Origin of the sequence: Streptomyces sp. NPDC049597, assembly GCF_040675505.1 — a bacterium.
Lineage (GTDB): Bacteria > Actinomycetota > Actinomycetes > Streptomycetales > Streptomycetaceae > Streptomyces.
Genome location: NZ_JBFAOY010000025.1, coordinates 1 through 25,786, shown reverse-complemented (window position 1 = coordinate 25,786; position 25,786 = coordinate 1). Strand labels below are relative to the sequence as shown.

At 71.7% G+C, this 25,786-nt stretch carries 27 protein-coding genes, 5 tRNA genes, 1 other RNA gene and 1 pseudogene; 11 read left to right on the top strand and 23 right to left on the bottom strand.

Going from position 1 to position 25,786, the window contains the following annotated elements; genetic code table 11:
- Positions 1–34: 34 nt before the first annotated feature.
- The 5 genes from AB0K02_RS25205 to AB0K02_RS25185 form a co-directional block, all read right to left on the bottom strand.
- Positions 35–196, bottom strand: coding sequence for a hypothetical protein (locus AB0K02_RS25205; protein ID WP_215186683.1), 162 nt, complete (start codon positions 194–196; stop codon positions 35–37).
- 141 nt (positions 197–337) lie between these two features.
- Positions 338–422: transfer RNA gene (locus AB0K02_RS25200), tRNA-Ser, on the bottom strand.
- A gap of 79 nt (positions 423–501) precedes the next feature.
- On the bottom strand, positions 502–990 hold the full coding sequence (gene tadA, locus AB0K02_RS25195; RefSeq protein WP_365994790.1) for a tRNA adenosine(34) deaminase TadA: 489 nt from the start codon (positions 988–990) through the stop codon (positions 502–504).
- A 7-nt stretch (positions 991–997) separates the two neighbouring features.
- Complete coding sequence (locus AB0K02_RS25190; protein ID WP_365994789.1) at positions 998–1,540, bottom strand: hypothetical protein; 543 nt, start codon at positions 1,538–1,540, stop codon at positions 998–1,000.
- A gap of 160 nt (positions 1,541–1,700) precedes the next feature.
- Positions 1,701–1,883 (bottom strand): hypothetical protein, encoded by a 183-nt coding sequence (locus AB0K02_RS25185; RefSeq protein WP_177153688.1) that lies wholly within the window; start codon positions 1,881–1,883, stop codon positions 1,701–1,703.
- Positions 1,884–1,997: 114 nt separating this feature from the next.
- On the opposite strand from AB0K02_RS25185, the gene upp reads away from it, so the two are divergent.
- Complete coding sequence (gene upp, locus AB0K02_RS25180) at positions 1,998–2,633, top strand: uracil phosphoribosyltransferase (protein ID WP_365994788.1); 636 nt, start codon at positions 1,998–2,000, stop codon at positions 2,631–2,633.
- A 48-nt stretch (positions 2,634–2,681) separates the two neighbouring features.
- Here the strand turns inward: upp and AB0K02_RS25175 are convergent, their stop codons facing one another.
- Both AB0K02_RS25175 and AB0K02_RS25170 read right to left on the bottom strand, forming a co-directional pair.
- Complete coding sequence (locus AB0K02_RS25175; protein WP_365994787.1) at positions 2,682–3,308, bottom strand: LytR C-terminal domain-containing protein; 627 nt, start codon at positions 3,306–3,308, stop codon at positions 2,682–2,684.
- A 110-nt stretch (positions 3,309–3,418) separates the two neighbouring features.
- Complete coding sequence (locus AB0K02_RS25170; RefSeq protein ID WP_003955420.1) at positions 3,419–3,715, bottom strand: type II toxin-antitoxin system VapB family antitoxin; 297 nt, start codon at positions 3,713–3,715, stop codon at positions 3,419–3,421.
- A gap of 130 nt (positions 3,716–3,845) precedes the next feature.
- Between AB0K02_RS25170 and AB0K02_RS25165 the strand changes: the two genes are divergently transcribed.
- Positions 3,846–4,265 carry a helicase HerA-like domain-containing protein gene (locus AB0K02_RS25165; RefSeq protein WP_365994786.1) on the top strand — a complete coding sequence of 140 codons (420 nt, stop codon included), beginning with the start codon at positions 3,846–3,848 and terminating at the stop codon, positions 4,263–4,265.
- On the opposite strand, the gene AB0K02_RS25160 is transcribed toward AB0K02_RS25165, so the two are convergent.
- From AB0K02_RS25160 to AB0K02_RS25120, 9 genes are all read right to left on the bottom strand, one after another.
- Positions 4,151–5,686: a M28 family metallopeptidase gene (locus tag AB0K02_RS25160; RefSeq protein ID WP_365994858.1), complete on the bottom strand. Its 1,536-nt coding sequence runs from the start codon at positions 5,684–5,686 to the stop codon at positions 4,151–4,153. The genes AB0K02_RS25165 and AB0K02_RS25160 overlap by 115 nt on opposite strands.
- A gap of 166 nt (positions 5,687–5,852) precedes the next feature.
- Positions 5,853–6,452 (bottom strand): HhH-GPD-type base excision DNA repair protein, encoded by a 600-nt coding sequence (locus AB0K02_RS25155; protein WP_365994785.1) that lies wholly within the window; start codon positions 6,450–6,452, stop codon positions 5,853–5,855.
- Positions 6,453–6,628: 176 nt separating this feature from the next.
- Positions 6,629–7,042 carry a YciI family protein gene (locus AB0K02_RS25150; RefSeq protein WP_365994784.1) on the bottom strand — a complete coding sequence of 138 codons (414 nt, stop codon included), beginning with the start codon at positions 7,040–7,042 and terminating at the stop codon, positions 6,629–6,631.
- A gap of 111 nt (positions 7,043–7,153) precedes the next feature.
- Entirely contained in the window at positions 7,154–7,969 is an 816-nt protein-coding gene (locus AB0K02_RS25145; RefSeq protein ID WP_365994783.1) for an ATP-grasp domain-containing protein, read from the bottom strand.
- Positions 7,970–8,075: 106 nt separating this feature from the next.
- A complete protein-coding gene (locus tag AB0K02_RS25140) occupies positions 8,076–8,876 on the bottom strand; it encodes an SDR family oxidoreductase (RefSeq protein WP_365994782.1) in 801 nt (266 codons plus the stop codon).
- The gene (locus AB0K02_RS25135; protein ID WP_365994781.1) at positions 8,873–10,534 is read right to left on the bottom strand and encodes an FAD-binding dehydrogenase; all 1,662 of its coding nucleotides are present in this window, start codon (positions 10,532–10,534) and stop codon (positions 8,873–8,875) included. The genes AB0K02_RS25140 and AB0K02_RS25135 overlap by 4 nt, the downstream gene beginning before the upstream one ends.
- Entirely contained in the window at positions 10,531–11,199 is a 669-nt protein-coding gene (locus tag AB0K02_RS25130) for a TetR/AcrR family transcriptional regulator (protein WP_365994780.1), read from the bottom strand. Before AB0K02_RS25130 ends, AB0K02_RS25135 begins: the two co-directional genes overlap by 4 nt.
- Positions 11,200–11,296: 97 nt before the next feature.
- Positions 11,297–12,166: an SDR family oxidoreductase gene (locus AB0K02_RS25125; protein ID WP_365994779.1), complete on the bottom strand. Its 870-nt coding sequence runs from the start codon at positions 12,164–12,166 to the stop codon at positions 11,297–11,299.
- Positions 12,159–12,701 (bottom strand): cupin domain-containing protein, encoded by a 543-nt coding sequence (locus AB0K02_RS25120; RefSeq protein ID WP_365994857.1) that lies wholly within the window; start codon positions 12,699–12,701, stop codon positions 12,159–12,161. The genes AB0K02_RS25125 and AB0K02_RS25120 overlap by 8 nt, the downstream gene beginning before the upstream one ends.
- A gap of 424 nt (positions 12,702–13,125) precedes the next feature.
- On the opposite strand from AB0K02_RS25120, the gene AB0K02_RS25115 reads away from it, so the two are divergent.
- Positions 13,126–13,353 carry a hypothetical protein gene (locus AB0K02_RS25115; protein ID WP_365994778.1) on the top strand — a complete coding sequence of 76 codons (228 nt, stop codon included), beginning with the start codon at positions 13,126–13,128 and terminating at the stop codon, positions 13,351–13,353.
- Between the two features lie 506 nt (positions 13,354–13,859).
- Here AB0K02_RS25115 and AB0K02_RS25110 read toward each other — a convergent pair.
- From AB0K02_RS25110 to AB0K02_RS25100, 3 genes are all read right to left on the bottom strand, one after another.
- Complete coding sequence (locus tag AB0K02_RS25110) at positions 13,860–14,075, bottom strand: DUF5988 family protein (protein ID WP_365994777.1); 216 nt, start codon at positions 14,073–14,075, stop codon at positions 13,860–13,862.
- A 373-nt stretch (positions 14,076–14,448) separates the two neighbouring features.
- A complete protein-coding gene (locus AB0K02_RS25105; protein WP_365994776.1) occupies positions 14,449–14,673 on the bottom strand; it encodes a peptidoglycan-binding protein in 225 nt (74 codons plus the stop codon).
- Positions 14,674–15,264: 591 nt separating this feature from the next.
- Positions 15,265–15,352: transfer RNA gene (locus tag AB0K02_RS25100), tRNA-Ser, on the bottom strand.
- Between the two features lie 98 nt (positions 15,353–15,450).
- On the opposite strand from AB0K02_RS25100, the gene ffs reads away from it, so the two are divergent.
- The 6 genes from ffs to AB0K02_RS25070 all read left to right on the top strand — a co-directional run bounded on the left by ffs (position 15,451) and on the right by AB0K02_RS25070 (position 23,969).
- An RNA gene (gene ffs / locus AB0K02_RS25095) (signal recognition particle sRNA small type) lies at positions 15,451–15,549 on the top strand.
- Positions 15,550–15,623: 74 nt separating this feature from the next.
- The gene (locus AB0K02_RS25090; RefSeq protein ID WP_365994775.1) at positions 15,624–17,885 is read left to right on the top strand and encodes a DNA polymerase III subunit gamma and tau; all 2,262 of its coding nucleotides are present in this window, start codon (positions 15,624–15,626) and stop codon (positions 17,883–17,885) included.
- Positions 17,886–17,946: 61 nt separating this feature from the next.
- Positions 17,947–19,197: a phosphoribosylamine--glycine ligase gene (purD, locus tag AB0K02_RS25085; protein ID WP_365994774.1), complete on the top strand. Its 1,251-nt coding sequence runs from the start codon at positions 17,947–17,949 to the stop codon at positions 19,195–19,197.
- Positions 19,198–19,608: 411 nt separating this feature from the next.
- Positions 19,609–21,273 carry a hypothetical protein gene (locus AB0K02_RS25080; protein WP_365994773.1) on the top strand — a complete coding sequence of 555 codons (1,665 nt, stop codon included), beginning with the start codon at positions 19,609–19,611 and terminating at the stop codon, positions 21,271–21,273.
- Between the two features lie 188 nt (positions 21,274–21,461).
- Positions 21,462–22,922 (top strand): N,N-dimethylformamidase beta subunit family domain-containing protein, encoded by a 1,461-nt coding sequence (locus AB0K02_RS25075; RefSeq protein WP_365994772.1) that lies wholly within the window; start codon positions 21,462–21,464, stop codon positions 22,920–22,922.
- 147 nt (positions 22,923–23,069) lie between these two features.
- Complete coding sequence (locus AB0K02_RS25070) at positions 23,070–23,969, top strand: phosphoribosylaminoimidazolesuccinocarboxamide synthase (protein ID WP_365994771.1); 900 nt, start codon at positions 23,070–23,072, stop codon at positions 23,967–23,969.
- Between the two features lie 49 nt (positions 23,970–24,018).
- Here the strand turns inward: AB0K02_RS25070 and AB0K02_RS25065 are convergent.
- From AB0K02_RS25065 to AB0K02_RS25050, 4 genes are all read right to left on the bottom strand, one after another.
- Positions 24,019–24,091, bottom strand: a tRNA-Gly gene (locus tag AB0K02_RS25065).
- Between the two features lie 315 nt (positions 24,092–24,406).
- A tRNA-Gly gene (locus tag AB0K02_RS25060) sits at positions 24,407–24,479 on the bottom strand.
- An 81-nt stretch (positions 24,480–24,560) separates the two neighbouring features.
- Positions 24,561–24,632: transfer RNA gene (locus tag AB0K02_RS25055), tRNA-Gly, on the bottom strand.
- A 137-nt stretch (positions 24,633–24,769) separates the two neighbouring features.
- Positions 24,770–25,105, bottom strand: coding sequence for an Lsr2 family protein (locus AB0K02_RS25050; RefSeq protein WP_365994770.1), 336 nt, complete (start codon positions 25,103–25,105; stop codon positions 24,770–24,772).
- A gap of 278 nt (positions 25,106–25,383) precedes the next feature.
- On the opposite strand from AB0K02_RS25050, the gene purS reads away from it, so the two are divergent.
- Positions 25,384–25,629, top strand: coding sequence for a phosphoribosylformylglycinamidine synthase subunit PurS (gene purS, locus AB0K02_RS25045; RefSeq protein WP_215092426.1), 246 nt, complete (start codon positions 25,384–25,386; stop codon positions 25,627–25,629).
- Positions 25,626–25,786, top strand: a pseudogene (locus AB0K02_RS25040) (phosphoribosylformylglycinamidine synthase subunit PurQ); the annotation flags it as partial. The gene purS and the pseudogene AB0K02_RS25040, both read left to right, overlap by 4 nt.

The following is a 25,786-nucleotide window of genomic DNA, read 5'->3' as shown; positions in this document are numbered from 1 at the left end:
ACTGGGGACGGGGCTGAACGGGATGCCTGCCGCTCTAGTTGACGAGCTCGGTCATGAACTGTCCGACACCCTGCGCGGCGTCCGAAATGCCCTCGAACCCTATCCCGACCAGATCGGCGGCCTTCTCGGGGGAGGTGATGATGGTGTACAGGACAAAGACCACGACTATGTAAAGAGCGACCTTCTTCGCTTCCACCCTCGGCCCCTGTCTCCCCTGCCGGCCCTGCCCTGCCCATGCGTCGCGTGAGTCTAACCGAGCATGTTTTTCCGGCCACCCCCGTCACCGGCGATGCGCGAAGGGCCCCGGCGCGACTGCACCGGGGCCCTTCGACGAGAGCGGTAGCGGAGGGATTTGAACCCTCGGTGACTTGCGCCACACTCGCTTTCGAGGCGAGCTCCTTCGGCCGCTCGGACACGCTACCGGGAGAGAGCTTAGCCCAAGGTGGCCCGTACGCCGAAATCGGTATCCGCGCGGCACCGGCCGACGGCGCCGGCAGTGCCTCAGCGCTCGGCGGGACGGGCCCGGAAGAAGGCCGTCAGCTGGGTCGAGCACGCGTCTTCCAGCACGCCGAGCACCACCTCGGGGCGGTGGTTGAGCCTGCGGTCCCGTACGACGTCCCACAGCGAGCCGGCCGCGCCCGCCTTCTCGTCGCGTGCGCCGTAGACCACGCGGTCCACGCGGGACTGCACGATCGCACCGGCGCACATCGTGCACGGCTCCAGCGTCACGACGATCGTGCAGCCGGTGAGCCGCCACTCGCCGAGACGGGCGGCCGCACGGCGGATCGCCAACACCTCGGCGTGCGCCGTCGGATCGCCCGTCGCCTCGCGTTCGTTGTGCCCCGTCGCCAGGACCGTGCCGTCCGCGGCCAGCACAACGGCGCCGACCGGCACGTCACCGGCCAGCGCCGCGCGCTCGGCCTCCTCGATCGCCAGACGCATGGGCGCCTGCCAGGGGTCGCGCACGGGGTCGTTCGGATCTTCCTTCATGCGATCGTCAGCGCACGGTCTCCAGGACCTCGCCCGCGCCGAGCGCCTCGGCGATCTCCAGCAGCGCGTCCGTGTCCAGCGCCAGCAGCTCCTTCTCCGACAGTCCGAGGTCCATCAGGATCTCGCGGTCGCCGACCGGGCCGGCCGGTACGGTGTCGCCGCTCTCCAGAGCGCCGCCGTCCTCCGTGTCCTCGTCGTCGTCCGCTTGCGTCTCCCCGTCCTCGGTACCGTCGAGGTCCAGGGCGTCCAGGTCGTCGGTCGGGTCCTCATCGTCCCCGCCGAGCAGTTCGTTGGTCAGGATCTCCCCATAGGAGGAGCGTGCGGCCGCGGCCGCGTCCGAGACGAAGATGCGAGGGTCCTCCTCGCCCTCGACGCGGACGATGCCGAACCAGGAGTCCTCCTGCTCGATGAAGACGAGCACCGTGTCCTCGTCCACCGAGGCATCGCGGGCCAGGTCGGTCAGATCCGACAGCGTCTCCACATCGTCGAGCTCTGTGTCGCTCGCTTCCCACCCGTCATGAGTGCGCGCGAGCAGTGCGGCGAAGTACACCGTGACTCTCCCACTGATCAGAGGTGTGACGACCGGCGGTGCGCTGATGTCTGCCCCGCCCACTCGGAATCGTGGCAGAAACATCCGCGTTGCGAGAGGTCTTCCGTCGTTGCGTCGGCCACCAGTTCTGCGAGGCCGGCTCCCGGGGAACCCCGCGAGGTCACCAGCGGAACGTCCGCATACGCATCTGCTGGCGCATCCGGGCCGCGCGGGCCCGTCGGGGCTGCACCCGGTCGCGCAGTGCCTTCGCCTCGTTCAGCTCGCGCAGGAACTGGGCGCGTCGCCTGCGGCGCTCCGCGTCGGTCTCCGGCTCCTCGTCGCGCTTCGGCTCGGACTCCGCCATCGGTCACACCACCCCACGAGTGCTCCGTTCGCCCTCGTGCCTGCGGCCCGGGGGTACCCCACCACCTTCCCTCGGATACCCCTGTTGATGCGAGTGCGGGCTACTGTGGTGGCCATGCGGATCCACGTCGTCGACCACCCGTTGGTGGCGCACAAACTCACCACGCTGCGCGACCGGCGCACCGACTCCCCGACCTTCCGGCGCCTCGCCGACGAGCTGGTCACCCTGCTCGCGTACGAGGCCACCCGGGACGTGCGCACCGAGCAGGTCGACATCCAGACCCCGGTGACGGGTACGACCGGCGTCAAGCTGTCGCATCCGCGTCCCCTCGTCGTGCCGATCCTGCGGGCGGGCCTCGGCATGCTCGACGGCATGGTGCGGCTGCTGCCGACCGCCGAGGTGGGCTTCCTGGGGATGATCCGCAACGAGGAGACCCTGGAGGCGTCGACGTACGCGACGCGTATGCCGGAGGACCTGTCCGGCCGCCAGGTCTATGTCCTCGACCCGATGCTGGCCACCGGCGGCACGCTGGTCGCGGCGATCCAGGAGCTGATCAAGCGCGGCGCGGACGACGTGACCGCGGTCGTGCTGCTGGCGGCGCCGGAGGGCGTCGAGGTGATGGAGCGCGAACTGGCGGGCACACCGGTGACGGTGGTGACGGCGTCGGTCGACGAGCGCCTGAACGAGCACGGCTACATCGTCCCCGGCCTCGGCGACGCGGGCGACCGCATGTACGGGACCGCTGCCTGAGCGAGGGGTTCTGCCCCCGGCCTCGCCGGGGGCGGGCACTGTAGCGATTCAGCGGCAGGTAGCCGATGGCGCGGGCGCCGGCTGGGCCATGGCGGCCAGGGCCGCGTCCGCGTTCTTCTTCGGTTCCAGGGCTTTGTAGGCCGTACCGATGATCAGATCGATGTCCGCCGTCCTGCGGGCGTCGGTCTTGAGCTGGGTGCCGACGAGCTGCGTGCCCAGGACCCGGAAAGAGCCCTCGTGGGCCGTCGGCCCACCCAGCAGCACCGCGGTGCCGGGGACCTTCTTGTCGTACTCCGGCGTCGCGTTGCCCACCTTGCCGATGGTGAAGCCGCGCTTCTTCAGCTCGTCGGCCGCCGCCTTCGCCAGACCGCTGCGCGGGGTGGCGTTGTAGACGTTCACCGTGACCTGACGCGGCTGCGGCGGCGGGGGTGCCGCGGAGACGGTCGGGACGGGCTCGCAGGTGCGCTTGGCGGTTGCCGTGGACTTCTTTCCTCCGCCTCCGGTGAAGGCGTCGACGAGCTGCATCGTGCCCCAGCCGGCCAGTCCGAGGGCCACCGCCACGGCCACCACCGCGAAGACGATTCTGCGGCGGTTCCGGGGGCGTCGCATACGTGGGTACTTGTCGCCCGTGATGCGGTACTTTCCGCCCATACCGGGGGGAGTGAGCATGCTCATGGGCGCAGCGTAGTGCGGCCTGGTCGCCGTGCCTACTAAACGATCAGTTCATTGCGTCCGTACGGTGCCGAAAGACCCCGAAAGGATCAGCTTCACCCTGCCGCGGGGGCTCAGCCCAGCTCGAGCACGCGGGCGTGGAGCACCTGGCGCTGCTGCAGGGCGGCGCGCACGGCGCGGTGGAGCCCGTCCTCCAGATAGAGGTCGCCCTGCCACTTCACGACATGGGCGAAGAGGTCGCCGTAGAACGTCGAGTCCTCGGCGAGCAGGGTCTCCAGATCCAGCTGGCCCTTGGTCGTCACGAGCTGATCGAGGCGGACCGGGCGCGGCGCGACATCCGCCCACTGCCGGGTGCTTTCCCGGCCGTGGTCGGGATACGGCCGCCCGTTGCCGATGCGCTTGAAGATCACACGGAAAGCCTACCGGCCGAGGGGCACCGGGCGCAGCCGCGGAGCCGCAGTGTGATCCCGTGGAAAAGTATGCAAAACGGGAAACAGGGGTCTCTCATGACACCTCAGGATCCAGTGCGACAGGGCCTCGATGGGGCAGTCGGCTCCCTCACGGCCCTCCCACGGCCCCTCCCGTGGCCCGCCTGGGAGACCGCCTCCGCCTGACCTTCATGGCCCGCGGTCGGCCTCGCCCCCCATGCTGGGGACGGGCAGTGCCTGCCCGGGGCGCAGATCCCTCGAAGGACTCCCGGAGCCGATCACGCGGACCGTGCGGCTGATTCGCCCGAAAGGGGTCGGGATCTTCTTCGTCACGCAGCCCCCGAACGACGCCCTGTCGCAACGGCGCGCCGCAGGAGGTGATCCCGCGGCGCGCCGGTGTGTCCCTGCGTGGAGCTGTTACTCGGTGACCTCGTGGTCGTGGCCGTCGTGCAGGCCGCCGCCGCTGCCCGCGTCACCCTCCGTCGGGACGGTCACGACCGGCTTGCGCAGCGAGCTCAGGTCGTGGGCGTAGGTGCCGACGGCGTTGGCGATGACGCCGATGTTCACAGCGAAGGCGTCCATGTCGATGTTGTCGATGGTGTCGCCCTTGGCGTGGTAGTTCGGGTCGTACGCGACGCCCGCCGTGCCGCCGAACTTCTTCGCCTGTGCCTCGGTCTTGATGCCCTCGGCCCCCGTGAACGTGCCGCCGGACGGGATGCCGACCTCTATGAACGGGCCGTAGTCGGAACGGCCGGTGAAGTCGGTGCCCTCGTGCGGGTGGCCCTGCCGGTCGAGGAACTCGTTGATGTCGCGCTCCAGTTGCGCCGAGCCGGCCGGCCCGGGGCCCGCGCCCACGCGGTCGGAGTCGTCGCCGTCGTAGACGAAGAGCCCGTAGTTCGGCGAGGCGATCATGTCGAAGTTCAGGTAGAGCTTGATCTCCTTCTTGCCCAGATCGCTCAGGTGCGCGACGTAGTGCTCGGAGCCGAGGAGTCCGTTCTCCTCGGCCGACCACCAGGCGAAGCGGATCTTGTTGGCGGGCCGCGGCTCCTTCTTGGCCAGTTCCTGGGCGACTTCGAGCAGACCGGCCGAGCCGGAGCCGTTGTCGTTGATGCCCGGGCCCTCGGTGACGGAGTCGAGGTGCGCGCCGAGCATCACGGTGTTGGCCGCGTTGCCGTGCCGGGTCTCGGCGATCACGTTGTTGGTGGAGCGCGTCTCCTGGAGCTGGCGGATCTCGAAAGAGACGTTCACCGGCCCGTTGGCCAGGTCGGCGGCGAGCTTCTCGCCGTCGGCCTTCGTGATGCCGCCGGTCGGGATCTTCCCCGCGGCGGGGTCGCCGAGGGTGCCGGAGAGCACGCCGTCCGTGTTGTTGTAGACGATGGCGCCGATCGCTCCGGCGCCGGCCGCGGCGGCCTGCTTCTCGGCGAACGTGCAGCCGCCGCGCTTGATCAGCGCGATCTTGCCGGTGAACGCCGACGAGGCGTAGTCGCCCGCCGTGCAGCCGGTCGTGTCGTCCACCGGCACGGCGGCCAGCGCGGCGCGGACACCGCCGACGGCGGTCGACTTGGTGTACGTCATCGCCTTGATGGTGAGGTCGCGCGGCGACGGCGACAGGACCGACAGCTTCTCCGCCAGCGTCTGGGTGTAGAGGAACTCGAACTTCTGGTACGAGACGTCGTACCCGTACCGCTGCATCTGCTGGTACACGTACGCGGCCGACGCGTCGTGCCCCAGGGAACCGGCGGCGCGGTGGCCGCCGGACGAGTCCGCTATCTGCTGGAACTTCTCGAGGTGCTCGAATGCGTCGTCGGCCGACGCACGGGCGACCAGCTTCCTGGCCAGCTTCGCCGCGTCCTTGGCCGCTCGGTCTGCGGGGTCGGGACGGTGGGCTGCGGAAGGGGAGGCGGATGCCAGCAGGAGCGGGGTCGCGAGTGCGGCTGCGGCCAGGGTGGCCACGGCTCTGCGAGGGGTTGCGTTCACAGAGGTCCTTCCCGGTGCGAACGTGGGTTGAGGGGAAGCTAGCGATCTGGCGGGGGTTCTGTGAACACCCGTGCCACAACTGGAGGCCGATTTCCGCTCCTTGTGGCCCGGACTGGCTGCTTCCGCGTCCCTCGTGCCCCCATCAGCGCTTTTCCGTGGCCGACTTCCTCGCCTTGGCCGCCGCCTTCTTCTCCTGCTTGTACGCGCGCACCCGGGCCAGCGACTCGGGTCCGGTGATGTCGGCCGCGGACCGGTAGGCGTCCCTTTCGCCGTACGCCCCGGCCGCCTCGCGCCACCCCTCGGGCGTGATGCCGTACTGCTTGCCCAGCAGCGCCAGGAAGATCTGCGCCTTCTGCTCGCCGTAGCCGGGCAGCGCCTTCAGCCGTGCCAGCAGTTCGGCGCCGTTCGCCGCGTCCCGCCACACGGCGCTCGCGTCGCCGTCGTACTCGTCGACGAGGAACTGGCACAGCTCCTGCACCCGTTTGGCCATCGACACCGGGTAGCGGTGCACGGCCGGCTTCTGTCGGAGCAGCTCGCCGAAGGCGTCCGGGTCGTACGCCGCGATCTGAGCGGCGTCCAGGTCGTCGGCGCCCAGGCGCTGCGCGATCGTGAAGGGGCCGGTGAACGCCCACTCCATGGGGATCTGCTGGTCGAGCAGCATGCCGACCAGGGCGGCGAGCGGGCTGCGGCCGAGCAGCGCGTCGGCCTCGGGCTGCTGGGCGAGGTGAATCGTGGCGTCCATGTCCTGATGATCACCCGGCGGCGTACGGGCCGCCAACGCCCGCAGCCGACAGGCGCCGGCCGTGCCGTCCGTCAGCCTTGCGCATCCCCGCGCCTGATCAGGCCGAGGTGACCGCAGCGCCCGCGAGCGCGCCGAGGACCTGCGGCGCGGCGGGTTCCCGGTCCCCGGCGCGCGGCTCACGCTTCGCCTTCGCCGTCCAGGATGGGCCGGATCAGGACGGGGTACTCCGTGGTTCCCTCCGGGGTCGGGCACTGCGCGATCCGCGCGGCGATCTCCGTGACCCGCTCCAGGCTCTCGCAGTCCAGGACCCAGTAGCCGGCGAGACATTCCTGCGTCGTGCTGTACGGCCCGTCGGTGACCACCGGCCGGCCGTCCTTGCCGGAGGTCACCTGCCGGGTGCGCGCGGGCTCGGCGAGCCCCTGCCCGTCGACGAACTCCCCGGACTCCGCGAGATCCTCGTTCACGGACCGCATGAACGCGAACATCGCCCGGATCTCCTGCTCGCTCCACGCGGGCGCCCCCGGCGACGCCTTGCCGCGCATCGCCTCGTAGTCGGCCTGCGTGCCCTGAATCATCACCAGGTACTTCATGTCTCGCTCCTCCGCCTTGCGCCTTCGCCCCTCGCTGCCGCCCCTTGCGGGCAACTCTCACAGGGGACGTCGGAGCGGGCCGGATTCTCGACAGGGCACGCCGGACCTTTTTCAGACGGTCGCGGCCGCGGTCCGTACGAAGCCGAGATCGTGCGAAGAGACCAGGTCGCGGGGCCCGGCGGCGCGCAGGACGGTGTCGAGCACCCTGCCGGGCTCCGCGCAGTAGCTGTGCGAGAACCAGGGCATGTTGGCCTCGACGACGGCCCAGTGCTCCGCCCCGGTGTCGGGGTCCTGCACGAGTCCGACGTCGACGGTGACGGCGCTCGGCAGCGTCCCGGCGACCGCGCCCAGCAGCCGCCGGGCGAACCGGAGCGCGTCCGCGTCCCTCGTGCCGTCGCCGAGCGGCGCCGTGTCGAGGCGGCCGTACACGGCGTACCTGCTCGCCGCCGCGACCTCGCCGTCCAGCACGAAGAGCCGGTACTCGGCGGCGAACGTCACCACCTCCGACACCAGCACGGCCGTGCCGGGCCCGATGCCGTCCCCGCCGCGCGGGAGCCGCGATCCGTCGGCGTAGACGGCGGCCGGCAGCGACTTGTCGCTCGGCGGCTTCACGAACACCGGGCGCGTGATCTCCCATGCCTCGGACAGCGTGGTCAGTTCGATGCGCCGGCGGGTGTACTCCCCCGGCAGCCGTACGAGCCAGTCGTCGGCGGGCTCGAGCAGCGCGAAGCCCGCCCGGTCGGCGGCCTGCGCCGCGGCCCGCGGACCGCCGTACCAGTGCACCGCCCGCCCCGCCACGGCGTCGATCGCCTCCGGGGCGGTCGACACCGTGACGTCCATGCCCCGCCCGGCGGCGGCCCGGGCCAGCAGCGCGGTCGTGGACGTCTGCTGCGCGGAGGTGAGCAGCACCCCCGGATCCCCGGTCATCGTTCCCCGTTCCCCGTTCCCCCTGGCCGACCGGATCACCGTACCGGGGCGGGGACGGGACCGGCCCCGGACGCCGCTCCCGCGCTGCGCCGGCAGGGCGCGCGCGTCAACGCAGACCGTGTCTGCGGGCCACCATGCGTTCGACCGCCGTCCTCGGGAGCAGCCTGCGCAGGGCGAACACCACGGGCGCGTTGCTGCCCACCGCGTAGAGCGGTCTCGGTCGCGCGGCCTCTGTCGCCCGCACCACGGTGGCGGCGACGCGCTGGGCCGGGATGCCCTTCGCCTCGTTGGCGTTGAGCGCGGCGAGCATCGTCCGGTACTCCGCCAGGAACGGCGAGTCGTCGGCGACGTACTGCGTGCGGCGCTCGCTGATGCCCGTGTTGACCGAGCCGGGCTCGACGGTGGTGATGCCGATGCCGTACGGGGCAACCTCGCGCCGTGCCGCGGTCGCGAAGCCCTTGATCGCCGCCTTGGAGGCGACGTACGAGGAGCGGTACGCGAGCGGGAAGCTGGCCAGCATGGAGCCGACCATGACCACCCGGCCGCGCCGGCGGGCCCGCATGCCGGGCAGGACGAGCTGGGTGAGCCGTACGGCCCCGAGGACGTTGAGGCGGAACAGCCGTTCCAGCGCCTCCATGGGCAGCTCCTCCAGCGGCCCGTTCTGGCTCTCGCCCGCGTTGTTGACCAGGACGTCCACCGCACCGGCCGCCGCGGCGCACGCCTCGATCGAGGCGTCGTCGGTGAGGTCGAGCGCCAGGTACTCGACGCCGGGGACCGGGTCGGTGACCGACACCGGGTCGCGGCTCGTGCCGAGGACGCGGTAGCCGCGCTCCACGAGCGCCGCGGCCACGGCGGCGCCGATGCCCGACGACGCGCCCGTCACCAGGGCCGTGCCCCGGCTCGTCACGCCAGCCGCCGGGCGATCGCGAGGCCGGCGGCCCGGCCGGAGAATATGCAGCCGCCGAGGAACGTGCCCTCCAGCGCGTTGTAGCCGTGCACCCCGCCGCCGCCGAAACCGGCGACCTCCCCGGCCGCGTAGAGACCCTCGAAGACGGACTCGTCGGGCCGGACCACCTGCGAGTCCAGCGTGGTCTCCAGACCGCCGAGCGTCTTGCGGGTCAGCAGGTGCAGCCGTACGGCGATCAGCGGACCCTGCTCGGGGTCGAGGAGGCGGTGCGGCCTGGCGACCCGGGTGAGCCGGTCGGGCCAGTACGCGCGGGCGTTGACGACGGACATGAGCTGGAAGTCCTTGGTGTACGCGTTGTCCACCGCGCTGTCGCGTGCGAGGACCTCTCGTTCGACCTGCCCGTAGTCGAGTTCGCAGTCGGGCGTCAGGGCGTTCATGCCCTTGACGAGCTCCTTGAGCGTCGGCCGCACGACGAAGTCCTCGCCGTGGTCGAGGAACGCCTGCACGGGTCCGGGGGCGCCCTTCTTCGCGCGGGACAGCACCAGCTTCAGGTCCTTGCCGGTGATGTCGGGGTTCTGCTCGGAGCCGGAGAGCGCGAACTCCTTCTCCACGATCGCCCGCGTCAGCACGAACCACGTGTGGTCGTGCCCGGTGCCCACGATGTGCTTCAGCGTGGCGAGGGTGTCGTGGCCGGGGAAGAGCGGCACGGGGAGCCTGCGCCCGGTGGCGTCCAGCCACAGGGAGGAGGGGCCGGGAATGATCCGGATCGCGTGGTCGGGCCAGATCGGGTCCCAGTTCCTGATGCCCTCGGTGTAGTGCCACATGCGGTCGCGGTTGACGACCGAGCCGCCCGCGCGCTCGGTGATCTGCAGCATCCGGCCGTCGACGTAGGCGGGAACGCCGGTGATCATCGACGTGGGCGGGGGCCCGAGGCGGCCTGCGGGCCAGTTCTCGCGGACCAGCTCCTGGTTTCCGCCGATGCCGCCGGAGGTCACGACCACGGCCTGCGCGCGAAGCTCGAACTCCCCGGCCGGCTCACGGGAGGACGCGACTCCGCGCGGCAGACCGGATGCCTCGAGCACGGTGCCCCGCACACCGACGGCCGCCCCGTTCTCGACGATCAGCCCGTCGACGCGGTGGCGGTGGCGGAAGGTCACCAGCCCCCGGGCGGCCGCGGCCAGCACGGGCTCGCGGAAGACCCGCACCACCTCGGGGCCGGTGCCCCAGGTGATGTGGAAGCGCGGAACGGAGTTCCCGTGCCCGCCCGCCGTGCCGTCGCCGCGCTCGGCCCAGCCGACCGTCGGCATGACCCGCAGCCCGAGCCGCTGCAGATAGTCGCGCTTCTCACCGGCGGCGAAGTGCACATACGCCTCGGCCCACTTGCGCGGCAGGCGGTCCTCGCGCTCCCGGTCGAAACCGGCCGAGCCCAGCCAGTCGGACATGGCCAGTCCGACGGAGTCCTTGATGCCCATCCGCCGCTGCTCGGGGCTGTCGACGAAGAACAGTCCGCCGAGCGACCAGAACGCCTGACCACCGAGGTTGGCCTCGTTCTCCTGGTCGACGACCACCACCCGCCGTCCCGCACGGGTCAGTTCGTACGTCGCGACGAGACCGGCCAGTCCCGCTCCGACGACGATGACGTCGGCGTCCTCGCTCACGCTGCCTCCTCGGTGACGGGCGTGCTGTATGCCTGCAGAACGTGTCCGAACAACTCCTCGCGGCGCCTGTGCGGCACCTCGCTGTCCGGTTCGAGCAGCACCTGCACGGCGGTGCCGTCGTGCACGGCGACCAGGGCCTGCCCGAGAGCCGCCACGTCGGGCACCCGCCGTCCGGTCCGCGCGAGTGCCTCGACGACGACCGGCAGGATCGTGTCGAGGATCGCCTGTTCGCGGGCCGCCATGACGCGCCGCAGGGACGGGTTGCGCAGCGCGTGCGCCGTGAACTCGGCCGTCACCCTGTACCAGGCGTCGTCCACGGGGATGGCGCGGAGCGCGGCCCGCAGCCCTTCCTCGGGCGCCGCGGCGGCGACCTCGCCGAGCGCCTCGCGCAGGTCGGCGAGCATGCGCTGCGAGCGCTCCTCCCACATGGCGAGGAACAACTCGTCGAGGGAGGTGAAGTTGGAGTAGAAGGCGCCGCGTGTGTAGCCGGCCCGCTCACAGATCCGCTCCACAGTGGAGCGGCCGAAGCCCTCGTCGGCGAACACCTCGAGGGCGGCGTCGAGCATGCGCCGGCGTGTCTGCGCGCGGCGTGCGGTGACGCGCTTGGACGCGGGCCGTGGTGCGGATGCCGCCGCGGCGGCCGGTACGGGTGCGGTGGCTGTCATGGCCGGTCCCCTCATTCGATGCGCGAACGTATCGGATGCATTCGTGTATCGACAAGGGGTGTGCACCGGCCGGTCCGCCCTTCCGGCCGCCGCTGCGCTACCAGGTCGGGCGGGCGCTGACGCCGCCGTCCACCACCAGGTCGTGGCCGCTGATCCAGGCGGCGGCGTCCGAGGCGAGGAACACGCACGCGTTCCCGATGTCCTCGGGGCGGCCCAGCCGGGCCAGGGGTGCGGCCCCGGTCCAGCGGCGGACGCCGTCGGGCCACGCGTCCTCGATGCCGTCCCGGTGGATCAGGCCGGGGGAGACCGTGTTGACGCGGATGCCGCGCGGGCCGTACTCGAGTGCCGCCGCGCGCGCGAACATGATCAGGGCGGCCTTCGCGGCGCTGTAGTGCGCGTGCCCGCGAGCAGGACGGCTGCCCTCGATCGAGGCGATGTGCGTGATCGTGCCGCCGCCCTGGTCCGACATCACGCCGGCGGCCGCCTGGGTGCAGCTGAACGCGCTGGTCACATTGGCCTCGGACATGCGACGCCAGTCGTCGGCCGTCATGCCCGCGAGATCCTGGACCGGCTGGATCCCCGCGCTGTGGACCAGCGCGTCCAGCCGCCCCCGCCAGGAGGCCGCCGCCTCGATCAGCCGATGGCACGCGCGCTCGTCCGTCAGGTCCGCCTCGACCGGCAGCGCCATTCCGCCCATGGCCGTGATCGCCTCGACGAGGTGGGCGACCGGCCGGCCGCCCGGCCGGTGGTGGAGGACGACGGCGGCGCCGGCCTGCGCGAAGCGTCGGGCGACGCCCCCGCCGATCAGTCCGCCCGCTCCGGTGACCAGCGCGACCGAGCCCGTGAGCCGGGGCAGTGCGGGGTCCGCGGGCCGGCTGCTCGCGGGGTTTCCCGGCGGATCACTCGCCGAACCGCCCGGCGGGGCGGGCGCGCGGCCGGGGCTGCGGTCGGACGGGTGATCAGCCATCGCCGGTCTCCTCGTCGGTCATGCGCAGGGGCGCGTGCGGACGGCACAGCGCCCGGATACGGTCCGCCTCCCGCGGGTACCGGGCGACGAGTTCGCCGACGTCCCCGCCCTCGTAGTCGGAGGCGACGAAGCCGGGGGACATCGTCGTGCCGCACAGCGACCACGCCCCGCCCGCCGCCACGCGCGCGCCCATCCACGTGCCCGCGGGCACGACGGCCTGCACCCGCCCTCCGGAGCCGGGGGCTGCCAGGAGCTCGACCCGGCTGCTGCCGTCAGGGTCGAGGAGCACAAGCTCCAGCCGGTCGCCGCCGTAGAAGTGCCACACCTCGTCGACCGGCAGCCGGTGCATGGCCGAGAAGCCGTCGTCGTCGGCGGTGAGCAGCACGATGATCGCCGAACCGGCCGGGCGTCCCGTGGCGTCCGGCGGCCCCGCCCACGTCCGGCGGAACAGCCCGCCCTCCACCGCCAGTCGCTCCAGCCCGTAGAGCTCGGCCAGTGCGGCGACCGTGTCCGCGGCGTCCCCCCAGTCGTCCATGCCGTCCCTCATCGTCGACCCCCTTCCTGGCCTGCGCCCTCGGTCGCGGTCCTGGCAGAGGGACCGCCTCCGCCCGGAACGCGTCTTGTGACGCGGTGTATTTCGGCTCATCTGTACCCCGATACGCCCAGGAATTAGACATCTGACGACATCTCGCCCGGATTCCCGTCGGTGGTATTCGTCCGCCGATGTGCCAGACGAAAGTGCACGTCAGTTGGCGTTGTCGTGAAGAAGTATTCACCGTCAAAACCGGAGCGTAAGTTGCCGGTTGGTCCGTTGGCGTGATCTCATCCTGTGGAGCGGGAGTCGCGATTGCCGATACCCGCTCCGGGCGTCAGGCGAACCGTTTTCGCCGGCCTGTTTTCCTTTGGCGCACTCGTTCGGCGTCAGTCCAGGAATCCCCCAGTATGGAAAGGGAGAGAAAGTGCGTAACGACTTCACCCCCGTCGAGACCGCCGAGATTTCCGACAGCGAGCTGGACGGCATTTCCGGCGGTATCGCCAGCGCCCACGCCGGTGTCAACGGCTACGGTGCTGCCGTGAACGTCGGTGACGTCGTCGGCGCCGCCCACGCCGTCGCTTCCGTCGTGCCCGTCGCCGCCGTCACCGGTGGGGTCCAGGGTCTCGTCTCGGTGCAGACCACGGGCATCTGAGAACGGCCTTCCTGGTCTTCTCGGCCTTCCCGGCCACGAGCATTGCCCGCCCCGCCCGCGTAACCGCGGGTGACGAGGGCGGGACAGGGCCCCGGAATAACCAGTCCCGGGGCCCACGCGCATGTCCGGACCGGAATCGGAACGGCATGCTTTTCCCGCATCGACAGCATTCTTCCCCGGGCGGGAGCGGCTCTTTCCCGTATCGGCGGCGCGCCTTTTCTCCGTACAGGGGAGATTTTCCCGTGGCGGGACGGATTGAGCGGGCGGCGGTGATTTCGGTGCGGAATCCCGGATCCGAAGCATGAGAATCGCGCCGGCCGGGAATGCGGCCCGAATGCGCTGCCGGCGGCGAGCGGAGCTACGCCGGGAGGCGACGAGTCCGGCGCGCGAGCGACGGCACACCCACCCACGGCCCGCGAGTCCGGCGCGCGAGCGACGGCGCACCCACGGCCTGCGCCTTCGTCCGCAGCGCGCACGAGGTGGCCGGGTGACGCGCCGAGCGGCGCTCAGCCCGGGAGTTCCGTGCGCTCCCACCATTCGTAGACGGGCAACGCCCCCTCGGCGGTCTCCTGCCGCCGCGGTGTGGCCTTGAAGTGCTCGTATCCGCCGCGGAACGGGATCTTGAGGTCGCTCCCGGGAGCGGCCGCGTCGGAGAGGGAGACGATCCGCTCCGGAAGATCGGCGGGGCCGCCCTCGAGGACTGCTTTCGATGCGTCGGTCATGACGGCAGTGTCCCCAAAGCCCGCACGGGCCCGGTCCGTGACGCGCCGGTGGAACGGCCGTGAGCGCCTGGCCGTGTCCGGGCTCGGTCCGGTCCTCAGGATCGCCGTGACCCGGCCCGTCTGATTTCCCGTAAGCCTTGACTTGCGGTGAATGAGGAGGAAAATCCGATATACACCAGAGAACCAGAGCGAGCCGTACCGTCGGAGGAGACGTCCACCGACCCGGCGCGACCCACTTGTCGGCTCTGGCCAGGCCCCCGGCAGATCCGCTCGACCTCAGGGTTCTCAGCGACGACTGGGACTCGGGAGATCGAGAGGACTACCGGGGACTGCATGTCCGGGGGACGGTATCCGGGTGCCGCGACGCGGGGCGTCAGTGGCCGCAGCCCGGTGTGGGGGTGCCGAGGTGTCTCCAGGCCTGCGGGCCGACCTGGCCGTCGACGGCGATGCCGCTGCACTTCTGGACGGCGCGGACCCCGGCGTCGGTCACCGTTCCGAACGTGCCGTCGAGGCGTCCCGGAGCCGGAACGGCCTGGCCGTCGGCGGGGTCATCGGCCCGAAGACGTGGAAGAAGCTCGTGTCCAGGACCACGACCCACGCGCCGACCGCTCTCACGGCGCCTCCACGGCACCACGCTGACGCACCGTCAGGTCGGGGGCCGCTGAGTGCGGCCGGCCTCACGTGGAAGTCCCTCGGCAAGTGCAGCGACCGCAACCGGCGTACCTGCACGTCCTTCGGCGGCGCGTCCGCGCCCGCAGCGCCCAGGGAGTCATCGCCCTGAAGAAGAACAGCGGCTGCCCCGGCGTCATCACCGGCAGCACCGAGACCGGCCACGCCGACGGCCCCCGTCCCACAGCGAGGGCTTCAAGATCGACACCGGACGTGGCGACTGCGTGTTTGCCTGCATCAAGCGCCACGCCGCCTACAGCCACGACCGCGGCGACACCCTGGTCCGGAAGGGCACTGTCGGCGGCATCGAGGCCGACTTCGCCCGCGACACTTCTGCTCCCGCAAGGCTCGGAGACTGCGTATCCGTGGGCTGACCGACCGTGCTCCGCTCTTTGTTGGCAACAGGCGGCTGTGTGGAACCTGATCACGCTCGAGCCAGGCGTCTGCGACGACTGAGACGGAAACTGTGGCCGACGAACGCCAGAGGGCCGGACCGCTGATGCGGTCCGGCCCTCTGGGCTGGCGGAGGATACGAGATTCGAACTCGTGAGGGGTTGCCCCCAACACGCTTTCCAAGCGTGCGCCCTAGGCCTCTAGGCGAATCCTCCGCCGGAAACATTACATGACGCCGAGGAGTGCTCGCGAACCCGTTCCCATCGGCCCGGAACCGGGGGTCCGACCACCCCCCTGCATCGGGTAACCTGGGCGCAGCCCCTCACGTGGCGCTATCTGACTGAACTCCCCCAGGGCCGGAAGGCAGCAAGGGTAGGTCGGCTCTGGCGGGTGCGTGAGGGGCGCTTGCGTGGTGCGGGGACTGCGCGGGGGCCTGGGCTCTCGGGGCGGCCTCGATTGTCGGCGGGCCCCGATAACCTCGTAAGCGTGTCGTCCCTTGCGCTGTACCGCCGCTATCGCCCCGAGTCGTTCGCCGAGGTCATCGGGCAGGAGCATGTCACCGACCCGTTGCAGCAGGCCCTGCGGAACAACCGGGTCAATCACGCGTACCTCTTCAGCGGGCCGCGCGGCTGCGGCAAGACGACCAGTGCCCGCATCCTCGCCCGCTGTCTGAACTGCGAGAAGGGGCCGACGCCGACGCCCTGCGGCGAGTGCCGGTCCTGCCGCGATCTCGCGCGCAACGGGCCGGGGTCGATCGACGTCATCGAGATCGACGCGGCGTCGCACGGAGGCGTGGACGACGCCCGTGACCTGCGCGAAAAGGCGTTCTTCGGCCCGGCGAGCAGCCGCTACAAGATCTACATCATCGACGAGGCCCACATGGTCACCTCGGCGGGCTTCAACGCCCTGCTGAAGGTGGTCGAGGAGCCCCCGGAGCATCTGAAGTTCATCTTCGCGACGACCGAGCCCGAGAAGGTCATCGGGACGATCCGGTCCAGGACGCACCATTACCCGTTCCGCCTCGTTCCGCCGGGCACGCTCCGGGAGTACCTGGCCGAGGTGTGCGGCCACGAGGGCATCCCCGTCGAGGACGGCGTGCTGCCCCTCGTCGTGCGTGCCGGGGCGGGGTCCGTGCGTGACTCCATGTCCGTCATGGACCAACTGCTCGCCGGAGCGGCTGAGGACGGTGTGACGTATGCCATGGCCACCGCCCTCCTCGGATACACCGACGGGTCGCTGCTCGACTCGGTCGTGGACGCCTTCGCCTCGGGCGACGGCGCCGCGGCCTTCGAGGTCGTGGACCGCGTCATCGAGGGCGGGAACGACCCGCGCAGGTTCGTCGCCGATCTCCTGGAGCGGCTGCGGGATCTGGTGATCCTCGCCGCTGTTCCGGACGCGGGCACCAAGGGCCTGATCGACGCGCCCGCCGACGTGGTGGAACGCATGCAGGCGCAGGCGTCCGTCTTCGGCGCGGCCGAGCTCAGCCGCGCGGCCGACCTGGTGAACACCGGACTGACCGAGATGCGCGGCGCCACATCCCCGCGGCTCCAGCTGGAGCTGATCTGCGCCCGCGTGCTGCTGCCCGCCGCCTTCGACGACGAGCGGTCCGTGCAGGCCCGGCTCGACCGGCTGGAGCGCGGTGCGACGTTCTCGGCGGGCGGGCCGGCACCCGCCATGGGGTACGTCCCCGGGCCCGAGGCCCAGGCGCACGCCCCGGTGCCGCCCGGTGGCGGTCCCGCGGCGGCGCGCGCCGCCGTACGGCCCGAGGCGGCTCCGCCCGCACCGGCACCGGCTCCCGCGACCGCGTCGGCCGCGGCAGCTCCGGCGCCCGCGTCCACGCCCGAGCCCGCCGCCCCTCAAGCGCCCCGGGCCCCCGAGCCCGCGCCGGCCCGGCCCGGTGCCTGGCCGGGCGCGACCGGTGGCGGCGCGGCCCCGGAGGCCCCGCGGCGGCCCGGTGGCTGGCCCACCGCCTCGACCCCCGGCCAGGGCGCACCGCCTGCCGCCCCCCAGCCACCCCGGACCCCGGAGCCCGCGCCCGCAGGCCCCGCCGCTGCCGCGCCCGCACCGGCTCCCGCCATGTCCCAGGGCGCCGGCCAGGTACGGAACATGTGGCCGGACATCCTGGAGGCCGTGAAGAACCGCCGCCGCTTCACCTGGATCCTCCTCAGCCAGAACGCGCAGGTGGCGGGCTTCGACGGCACCACCCTCCAGCTCGGCTTCATCAACGCCGGCGCCCGGGACAACTTCGCGAGCAGCGGCAGCGAGGACGTCCTGAAGCAGGCGCTCGCCGAGCAGTTCAACGTGCAGTGGAAGGTCGAGGCGATCGTCGATCCGTCCGGCGGTGCGGGCGGAGGCCCCGGCGGCGGCCAGCCCTCGGGCGGACCGGGAGGCTACGGCGGCCAGCCCGGCCCCGGCGGCTACGGAGGCCAGTCCGGCGGTGGCTACGGCGGGCAGGGCGGCCACGGGCAGAACAGGCCCCCCGCCGCCGCTCCGGCCCCGCCCGCCCCGGCGGCCCCCGCACCCCGGCCCGCCCCGTCCGCCCCTTCTCAGGCGGCCCCGCCGCAGCCGGTCCCCGAGCCGGTGCGCCCGGCCGAGACGTACAGTCCGCCGCCGCCCCCACCGGTCTCGCTGGAGGACGACGTCCCGGAGGAGGACGATCCGGATCTCGTCGACTCGGCACTCTCCGGGCACGACCTGATCGTGCGCGAGCTCGGAGCCACGGTCGTGGAGGAATATACGAACGAGTAGCGGGTGTGCCCTCAGAGGCCCGTACGACGCCGTGGGGTGCCCGGCGGTTAGGCTTGCGCCCGTGAAGGTCCTCGTCATCGGCGGCGGCGCCCGCGAACACGCCCTGTGCCGCTCTCTGTCCCTCGATCCCGACGTCACCGCTCTGCACTGCGCGCCCGGAAACGCCGGTATCGCCGAGGTCGCCGAGCTGCACCCGGTCGACCAGCTGGACGGCCCGGCCGTCGCGCGGCTCGCCACCGTCCTCGGCGCCGAGCTCGTCGTGGTCGGCCCGGAGGCGCCGCTCGTCGCCGGTGTCGCCGACCAGGTCCGCGCCGCCGGGATCCCGTGCTTCGGCCCGTCGGGTGCCGCGGCGCAGCTGGAGGGCTCCAAGGCCTTCGCCAAGGACGTGATGGCCGGGGCGGGGGTGCCCACCGCCCGCAGCTACGTCTGCACCACCCCCGAGGAGATCGACGAGGCGCTCGACGCCTTCGGCGCCCCGTACGTGGTCAAGGACGACGGACTCGCCGCCGGCAAGGGCGTCGTGGTCACGAGTGACCTGGAGCAGGCCCGCGAACACGCGCTCGCGTGCGGCCGGGTCGTCATCGAGGAGTACCTCGACGGCCCCGAGGTCTCGCTCTTCGCCATCACCGACGGCGAGACGGTCGTGCCCCTGAGGCCCGCCCAGGACTTCAAGCGCGCGCTCGACGGCGACGAGGGCCCGAACACCGGCGGCATGGGCGCGTACTCCCCGCTGCCGTGGGCCGACCCCAAGCTGGTCGACGAGGTCGTGGACACCGTCCTCCAGCCGACGGTCGACGAGATGCGCCGTCGCGGCACGCCCTTCTCCGGGCTGCTGTACGCGGGGCTGGCGATCACGTCACGCGGTGTGCGGGTCATCGAGTTCAACGCGCGCTTCGGCGACCCGGAGACGCAGGTCGTGCTCGCCCGGCTGAAGACGCCGCTGGCCGGGGTCCTGCTCGCCGCGGCGAACGGCACGCTGGACACCCTTCCTCCGCTCAACTGGCGGGACGACGCGGCCGTGACCGTCGTCGTCGCGTCCCACAACTACCCGGGCACGCCGCGCACCGGCGACCCGATCGAGGGCCTCGACGAGGTCGCCGCCGAGGACGCGCCCCACGCGTACGTCCTCCACGCCGGCACCAAGCGCGACGGCGACGCGATCGTGAGCGCCGGCGGCCGGGTGCTGTCGGTGACGGCGACGGGCAAGGACCTGGCCGAGGCGCGCGAGCGCGCGTACCGGGCGGTCTCGCGCATCCGCCTGGAGGGCTCCCAGCACCGGACGGACATCGCCCGCGCCGCCGCGGAGGGCTGACGGGCGGAGTACGGCTCACCTACACGAGCGCACCTTCTTCCCGGACGGGGCCCGGCGCACAGCACGCCGGGCCCCGTCCGTGTGCCGGATCCGGTCGAACCGCCCGCACCCGGCGGTGGCGACGGAGCAGGGCGCGGGAAACCGCCGACCCCGTGCGTACGCCCGGTGACACCGGCCCGACCTGCACTTCCATGCCCACTGTCCACTGCCGTCCGCCGCGTCCGATGCATTGCCCAAAGCCATTCCATCGAGTGATGCCTGAGCCATCCGGATGACGGTCGCCCAAGCCCCAACTAGGGTGCGGCGCAGGCGTTCCGGCACTTGGCCCACCGGCATTGCGATGTCAGTGGGCGGTGCCACAGTGGGGGAGTGACCAACACCGCCGCAGGGCAGAGGGGGTGACGTCCGGTCGTGACCGGTACCGCTATCGGGGAGTCGGTGGGCGCTCGTGGCGCCCGTTCCAAGGCCTTCGCCGTGCTGCGTGTGCGCGGTTGGGCGGCGGCCGTGGCGCTGCTCCCCGCAGCCGTCGCCGTGATCCTGCTGGCCGGCGGTGCGACGGGCAGGATGAGCGGCTCGGGCTGGGACACCGCGCGCTGGACGGTGACCGTGTGCGCGGTGGTCGTGCTGCTCGCCGCCGTGGCCGTCGCCGCGGTGATCGCCCGGGCCGCCCCCGCTCTCAGCCCGACCGTGGAGCTCCCGGAGCGCTCGGCACCCGATCTGTACCGCCTGGTCCACGACCTGGCCGAGCGCCTGGACGTGCCCGCGCCGTCCGCGCTCGCGCTCACCCCCGACTGCGACAGCTGGCTCGAGGACCGTACGCACCCGGCCCACGCGATATCCGGGGCCAGGCGGCGCCCGGGCGAGGCGCCGGTCCTGGTCATCGGCTCGCCCTTCCTGTGGTGGATGCGGGTCGCCGAGCTGCGGGCGGTGCTCGGCCCGGTCGTCGCGGGCACCAGCCTCGCCGCCGACCCCGACATAGCCGCCGCCCGCCGGTTCGTACGAGGCCTGGACGCGGCGGTCGCCGACGCGACCGGCCCCGGGGGGCGGCGGTCCATACGCAGGCCGCTGTCCCTCCTGACCGGCCGGATAGCCCGGCTTCTGCTGCGCGGCTGCCAGATGCACGCGGCCGAGATGGAGCGCTGGGTCGCGGCCGCCGCGTCCGAGCGGGCACAGGGCATGGACTACGGTCTGCGGATCGTCGCCCAGGAGCAGGTGGGTCTCGCCTACGCGGGCTGGGACCGGCTGCTGACCAGGGTGGCCCTGCCCGCCTGGCACATGGGCCGCTGGCCCTCGCGGCTGGACGCGGGAGTCGTGGCGGCGCTGACCGAGCTCTCCCGGCGTGACCGCCTCGCCGAGGGCTTCACCTCGCGGCTGGGCGAACGTCCCGCCTGCGATCTGCTGGAGGAGCCCGGCACCGTGGACGAGGCGGCGTCGCTGCTGGCGGCGCGGCTGTTCCACGGCGGCCCCGCCGAGGCCGGCCCCGACTGGTCCCCGGTGGACTGGCAGCACTATCCGGACGAGGTCGTCGACCGCAAGTGGCGTACGGAGGCGGCCCGTATCCACCGGGTCCTCGACGAGCTGGGGGTACCGCCCGCGACCGGGCCCGAGGGGCCGACCCTCGCCCGTGTGATCGAGCATCTGTCGCAACGGCCCGGCGGTGCGGCGAGCGACGATCTCGCGGCCGCGCTCACCGCCCGCACGGCACGCGAGGAGGCGGCACGTGAGCCGACGCGGGCCCAGGGCCGGCCGGCGGTCGCCCTGGACGGCGCGGGTGACGTGCTGGCCCTGTGGGGCGGGGAGCCGCTGCCGCTGTTCCCGCTCCAGCCGCCGCGCAGCGGCCGTGACCTGCTCACTGACCACGTCGTCGCGATGGTGTGCTGCACGGCGATCGACACCGTGGGGGCGGCGCCCGGGCTGGACTGGCTGGACGGCCCGGCGCTGCTGATCGACGGCGAGCGGCGGGCGGACCTCATGGCGCCCGTGCTGAGCCTGGTGGAGGACGGCGACGCGCAGCCGCTGCGGGTCTGGCTGCGCTCCCTCGGCGTCCGGCCGGAGAAGCCGGTGCGCCTCGCCTGAGCCGTGTAGGGCCCGCCACCCCTGTCACTCGCGGCCCACATCCCCCTCATACGGAACGATCTCTTCTCCTTCCCGCCGATTCACGACGAACGGTGACGGAGTGAGTGCGTTATGTGATGTGCTGGAGACCGGCGCTGAACAGGTCGGCGCATCGACGATGTACCGGGGCACCGAGGGAGGGGCGCGACATGGGGGCGGAGCAGATCCGGCGATGGGAATCGGGCGCGCTCGCCCACGCCGTCAGCGATCCCTTCGGCCAGGGCCCGCTGCCCTGGCTGCGCGGCGGTGAGCACTACTTCGGCGACACCGGCCAAGTCGTGCCCTGGTACGCCGACCCGGCGCTGGCCCGCGGCGGCTCAGGCGGCCCGCGCACCGCCGACGACGTACGCCTCCAGATCAAGGGCTTCGTGTCGCCCGGGGCCGCCGCGCCCGGCGAGGCGATCGATTTCCACATCACCGTGGACCCGCCGCAGCAGTTCTCGGTCGACATCTACCGCATCGGTCACTACGGCGGCGACGGCGCCGCCAAGATCACCACGAGCCCGCGGCTGTCCGGCATCGTCCAGCCGCCCCCGCTCACCGCCGACCGCACCGTCTCGTGCCACCACTGGTGGCTCTCGTGGCGGCTGCAGATCCCCTCGTACTGGTCGATCGGCGCATACGTCGCCGTGCTGACCACCCTCGACGGCTACCGCTCCCACATCCCCTTCACGGTCCGCGACGACCGCCCGGCCGATCTGCTGCTGCTCCTGCCCGACGTCACGTGGCAGGCCTACAACCTCTATCCGGAGGACGGGCGCACCGGCGCGAGCCTGTACCACGCGTGGGACGGGAACGGCCGGCTGCTCGGCGAGGAGGACGCCGCCGTCACCGTCTCCTTCGACCGCCCCTACGCAGGGGCGGGCCTGCCTCTGCACGTCGGCCACGCGTACGACTTCATCCGCTGGGCCGAGCGGTACGGCTACGACCTCGCCTACGCCGACACCCGCGATCTGCACGCGGGCCGCATCGATCCCTCCCGCTACCGCGGTCTGGTCTTCCCCGGCCATGACGAGTACTGGTCGGCTCCGATGCGCCACGCGGCCGAGACCGCCCGCGACCGCGGCACCTCACTGGTCTTCCTCTCCGCCAACACCATGTACTGGCAGGTCGAGCTCGCCCCCTCCCCGTCCGGTATGCCCGAGCGGCTGCTGACGTGCCGCAAGCGCCGTGGCCCCGGCAAACCGGCCCTGTGGCGTGAGGTCGGCCGGTCAGAGCAGCTGCTGCTGGGCATCCAGTACGCGGGCCGGGTCCCGGAGCCCTCGCCCCTCGTCGTGCGCAACGCGGACCACTGGCTGTGGGAGGCGACCGGCGCCGGAGAGGGCGACGAGCTGCCCGGTCTGGTCGCGGGCGAGGCCGATCGCTACTTCCCGCGCACCGCGCTGCCGGAGCACGTCAGCCGCATCCTGCTCGCGCACTCCCCGTACGAGGACGGCGAGGGCGTGGTGCGCCACCAGGAGACGTCGCTGTACCGGGCTCCCTCCGGCGCTCTGGTCTTCGCGTCGGGGACCTTCGCCTGGTCACCGGCCCTCGACCGGCCCGGCCACGTGGACCCCCGCATCCAGCGCGCGACCGCCAACCTCCTCGACCGCATCTGCAAACGTGACTAAGGGCGGGGTACCCCCCGCTCAGCTGATCCGGCCTGATCCGAAAGAGAGGACAGGCGATGATCCGGCGCGTCCGGCACCCCTGGTCAGGAGACTCCCGCCCGCATACGGGACAATCGGAGCCGTTGTACGTAACCACGGGGAGGAACCGTGTCCGGATTCGTCGAAAAGCCCGAGCCGATCCAGGTGCCCGGCCTGATGCACGTGCACACCGGCAAGGTGCGCGACCTGTACCGGAACGAGGCGGGCGACCTCGTGATGGTCGCAAGTGACCGCATGTCCGCCTACGACTGGGTGCTCCCCACGGAGATCCCCGACAAGGGCCGGGTGCTCACCCGCCTGTCCCTGTGGTGGTTCGAGCAGTTGCAGGACCTCGTCCCGAACCATGTGCTTTCCACCGACCTGCCCGCCGGCGCCCCCGCCGACTGGGAGGGCCGCACCCTGATCTGCAAGTCGCTGAACATGGTCCCGGTCGAGTGCGTCGCCCGCGGCTATCTGACCGGCTCCGGCCTCGCCGAGTACGAGCAGACCCGCACGGTCTGCGGGCTGGCGCTCCCCGAGGGCCTCGTCGACGGCTCCGAGCTGCCCGCCCCGATCTTCACGCCGGCCACCAAGGCGGCCGTCGGTGACCACGACGAGAACGTCAGCTACGAGGAGGTCGCCCGCCAGGTCGGCGCGGAGACCGCCGCACACCTGCGCCGCACGACGCTCGACGTGTACGCGCGTGCCCGCGACATCGCCCGTGAGCGGGGCATCATCCTGGCCGACACGAAGTTCGAGTTCGGCTTCGACGGGGAGACCCTGGTCATCGCGGACGAGGTGCTGACCCCCGACTCGTCCCGCTTCTGGCCCGCGGCTTCCTGGGAGCCCGGCCACGCGCAGCCGTCGTACGACAAGCAGTACGTGCGTGACTGGCTGACGTCCCCGGCCTCCGGCTGGGACCGCAGGAGCGAGCAGCCGCCGCCCGCCCTGCCGCAGGACGTCGTCGACGCGACCCGGGCCAAGTACCTGGAGGCGTACGAGCTGCTGACCGGGACGGCCTGGCAGTAACGGCAGACGAAGAAGCCCCCGGCGAGATCGCCGGGGGCTTCTTCATCTGAGCGGACGACGAGATTCGAACTCGCGACCCTCACCTTGGCAAGGTGATGCTCTACCAACTGAGCCACGTCCGCATGCGCCGTAGCGCGGAGACCACTATACCCAAACTCGCGGCTCGGTGAGACATACCGCCGTACAGATCTCCGGCCCGGGCCTCGCCGGGCTCCTCCGAGGGGTGGCCGACCGGCGAGCGCACAGGTGCCGGGCGGGCCCAAGTGCCGGTCCTCAGGCGGCGTGAGCGGTCGATCGGCACCAGGGACACAGTTACGGGGTGCTGGTCGCCGAAGCCTCTGGACGTCGATTTCTGTGGCGACCCTCACACGGGAAGTCCTCCCGAATCGGAGAACAACGAAGGCCCCGGTCATATCGACCAGGGCCTTCGCTCTCTGAGCGGACGACGAGATTCGAACTCGCGACCCTCACCTTGGCAAGGTGATGCTCTACCAACTGAGCCACGTCCGCATTGCTGCCGCTCGGCTCTCACCGGGCGGTGCGTTCACCACTGTACCTGATCCACATCGGTGGACGGTAATAGTGGTGCAGAGCGGGTGACAGGAATTGCACACTGCGCCTTCCCCCTGGAAGGGGGATGTTCTGCTACTGAACTACACCCGCATGCTCGGTGGGCCCGGCCTTTTCGGCCTTGCCCCTCGGCGTGCTCCAGACTCTAGCCGATCACCAGGGGTGCAGTGCAACTCGCTGTGCCGGCGTCCACGTCCGGGCGCCGTGCGCCGGCCTCCCGGGCCGACGGCTCAACTCGCCTCGCGGAACGCCTCGTAGACGTGCTTGGGGATGCGGCCCCGGGCCGGTACGTCCATCTTGCGCGACTGCGCCCAGGCGCGGACCGCGGCCGGGGACGGCTCGAGCGAGGTGTGCCGGTACGAGACGCGTGACTTGTCGCGCTTGGTGACGTTCGTCATCTTCCGGCCCGCGGCCACGTACGGGGCCAGGGCCTTGCGCAGTTTCTTTGCATTGGACGTATTGAGGTCGATCTCGTACGACTTCCCGTCGAGGCCGAACATCACCGTTTCCGCCGCTTCTCCTCCGTCGATGTCGTCGGAGAGCGTGACCACTACTCGCTGAGCCACGGATATCGGTCCTTTCACTGCGGTATCACCGGTTCTGACGTGCGGTGATACCGGCTTTTCGGCCATCGAGGGGCAATGCTGCTTTCCTCTGTATTCCTTTGTACAGCGCACGGCCACGCATTGTGAAGCCCCGGCAATTTTCTGCGCGTGTCCGCCGCAAAGGCGTCAGGGATTCTTATCCGGGATTTCGCTGAGGGCCCCGGCATATCTACTCGCGTAGATTTTCGGGCCGGGTACGCTGAGGGAACCGCCCTCGCAACACACCACCGGGAGTGCCCGTGGCTCGCGTCGTAGTCGACGTCATGCTCAAGCCCGAGATCCTCGACCCCCAGGGACAGGCGGTGCAGCGTGCACTGCCCCGTCTGGGATTCGACGGGATCGCGGACGTCCGTCAGGGGAAGCGCTTCGAGCTGGAGGTGGAGGGGCCGGTCGACGACGCCGCCCTCGCCCGCATCCATGAGATGGCCGAAACGTTCCTCGCCAACACCGTCATCGAGGACTTCGTCGTGAAGGTGGAGTCGTGACCGCTCGTATCGGAGTCGTCACCTTCCCGGGGACGCTGGACGACCGGGACGCGCTGCGTGCGGTGCGTCTGGCGGGTGCCGAGCCGGTGTCGCTGTGGCACCGTGACAAGGACCTCAAGCAGGTCGACGCGGTCGTGCTGGCCGGCGGGTTCTCGTA

Bases quoted from the DNA above. Each gene is read 5' to 3' on its own strand.
- AB0K02_RS25145 (WP_365994783.1), bottom strand. From the start codon at position 7,969: ATGACCGGGGATCCGGGGGTGCTGCTCACCTCCGCGCAGCAGACGTCC.
- AB0K02_RS25175 (WP_365994787.1), bottom strand. From the start codon at position 3,308: ATGAGCATGCTCACTCCCCCCGGTATGGGCGGAAAGTACCGCATCACG.
- AB0K02_RS25155 (WP_365994785.1), bottom strand. From the start codon at position 6,452: ATGGACGCCACGATTCACCTCGCCCAGCAGCCCGAGGCCGACGCGCTG.
- AB0K02_RS25185 (WP_177153688.1), bottom strand. From the start codon at position 1,883: ATGGCGGAGTCCGAGCCGAAGCGCGACGAGGAGCCGGAGACCGACGCG.
- AB0K02_RS25130 (WP_365994780.1), bottom strand. From the start codon at position 11,199: ATGACAGCCACCGCACCCGTACCGGCCGCCGCGGCGGCATCCGCACCA.
- AB0K02_RS25110 (WP_365994777.1), bottom strand. From the start codon at position 14,075: ATGACCGACGCATCGAAAGCAGTCCTCGAGGGCGGCCCCGCCGATCTT.
- AB0K02_RS25125 (WP_365994779.1), bottom strand. From the start codon at position 12,166: ATGGCTGATCACCCGTCCGACCGCAGCCCCGGCCGCGCGCCCGCCCCG.
- AB0K02_RS25150 (WP_365994784.1), bottom strand. From the start codon at position 7,042: ATGAAGTACCTGGTGATGATTCAGGGCACGCAGGCCGACTACGAGGCG.
- AB0K02_RS25120 (WP_365994857.1), bottom strand. From the start codon at position 12,701: ATGGACGACTGGGGGGACGCCGCGGACACGGTCGCCGCACTGGCCGAG.
- AB0K02_RS25075 (WP_365994772.1), top strand. From the start codon at position 21,462: ATGGGGGCGGAGCAGATCCGGCGATGGGAATCGGGCGCGCTCGCCCAC.
- tadA (WP_365994790.1), bottom strand. From the start codon at position 990: ATGAAGGAAGATCCGAACGACCCCGTGCGCGACCCCTGGCAGGCGCCC.
- upp (WP_365994788.1), top strand. From the start codon at position 1,998: ATGCGGATCCACGTCGTCGACCACCCGTTGGTGGCGCACAAACTCACC.
- AB0K02_RS25165 (WP_365994786.1), top strand. From the start codon at position 3,846: ATGGGGCAGTCGGCTCCCTCACGGCCCTCCCACGGCCCCTCCCGTGGC.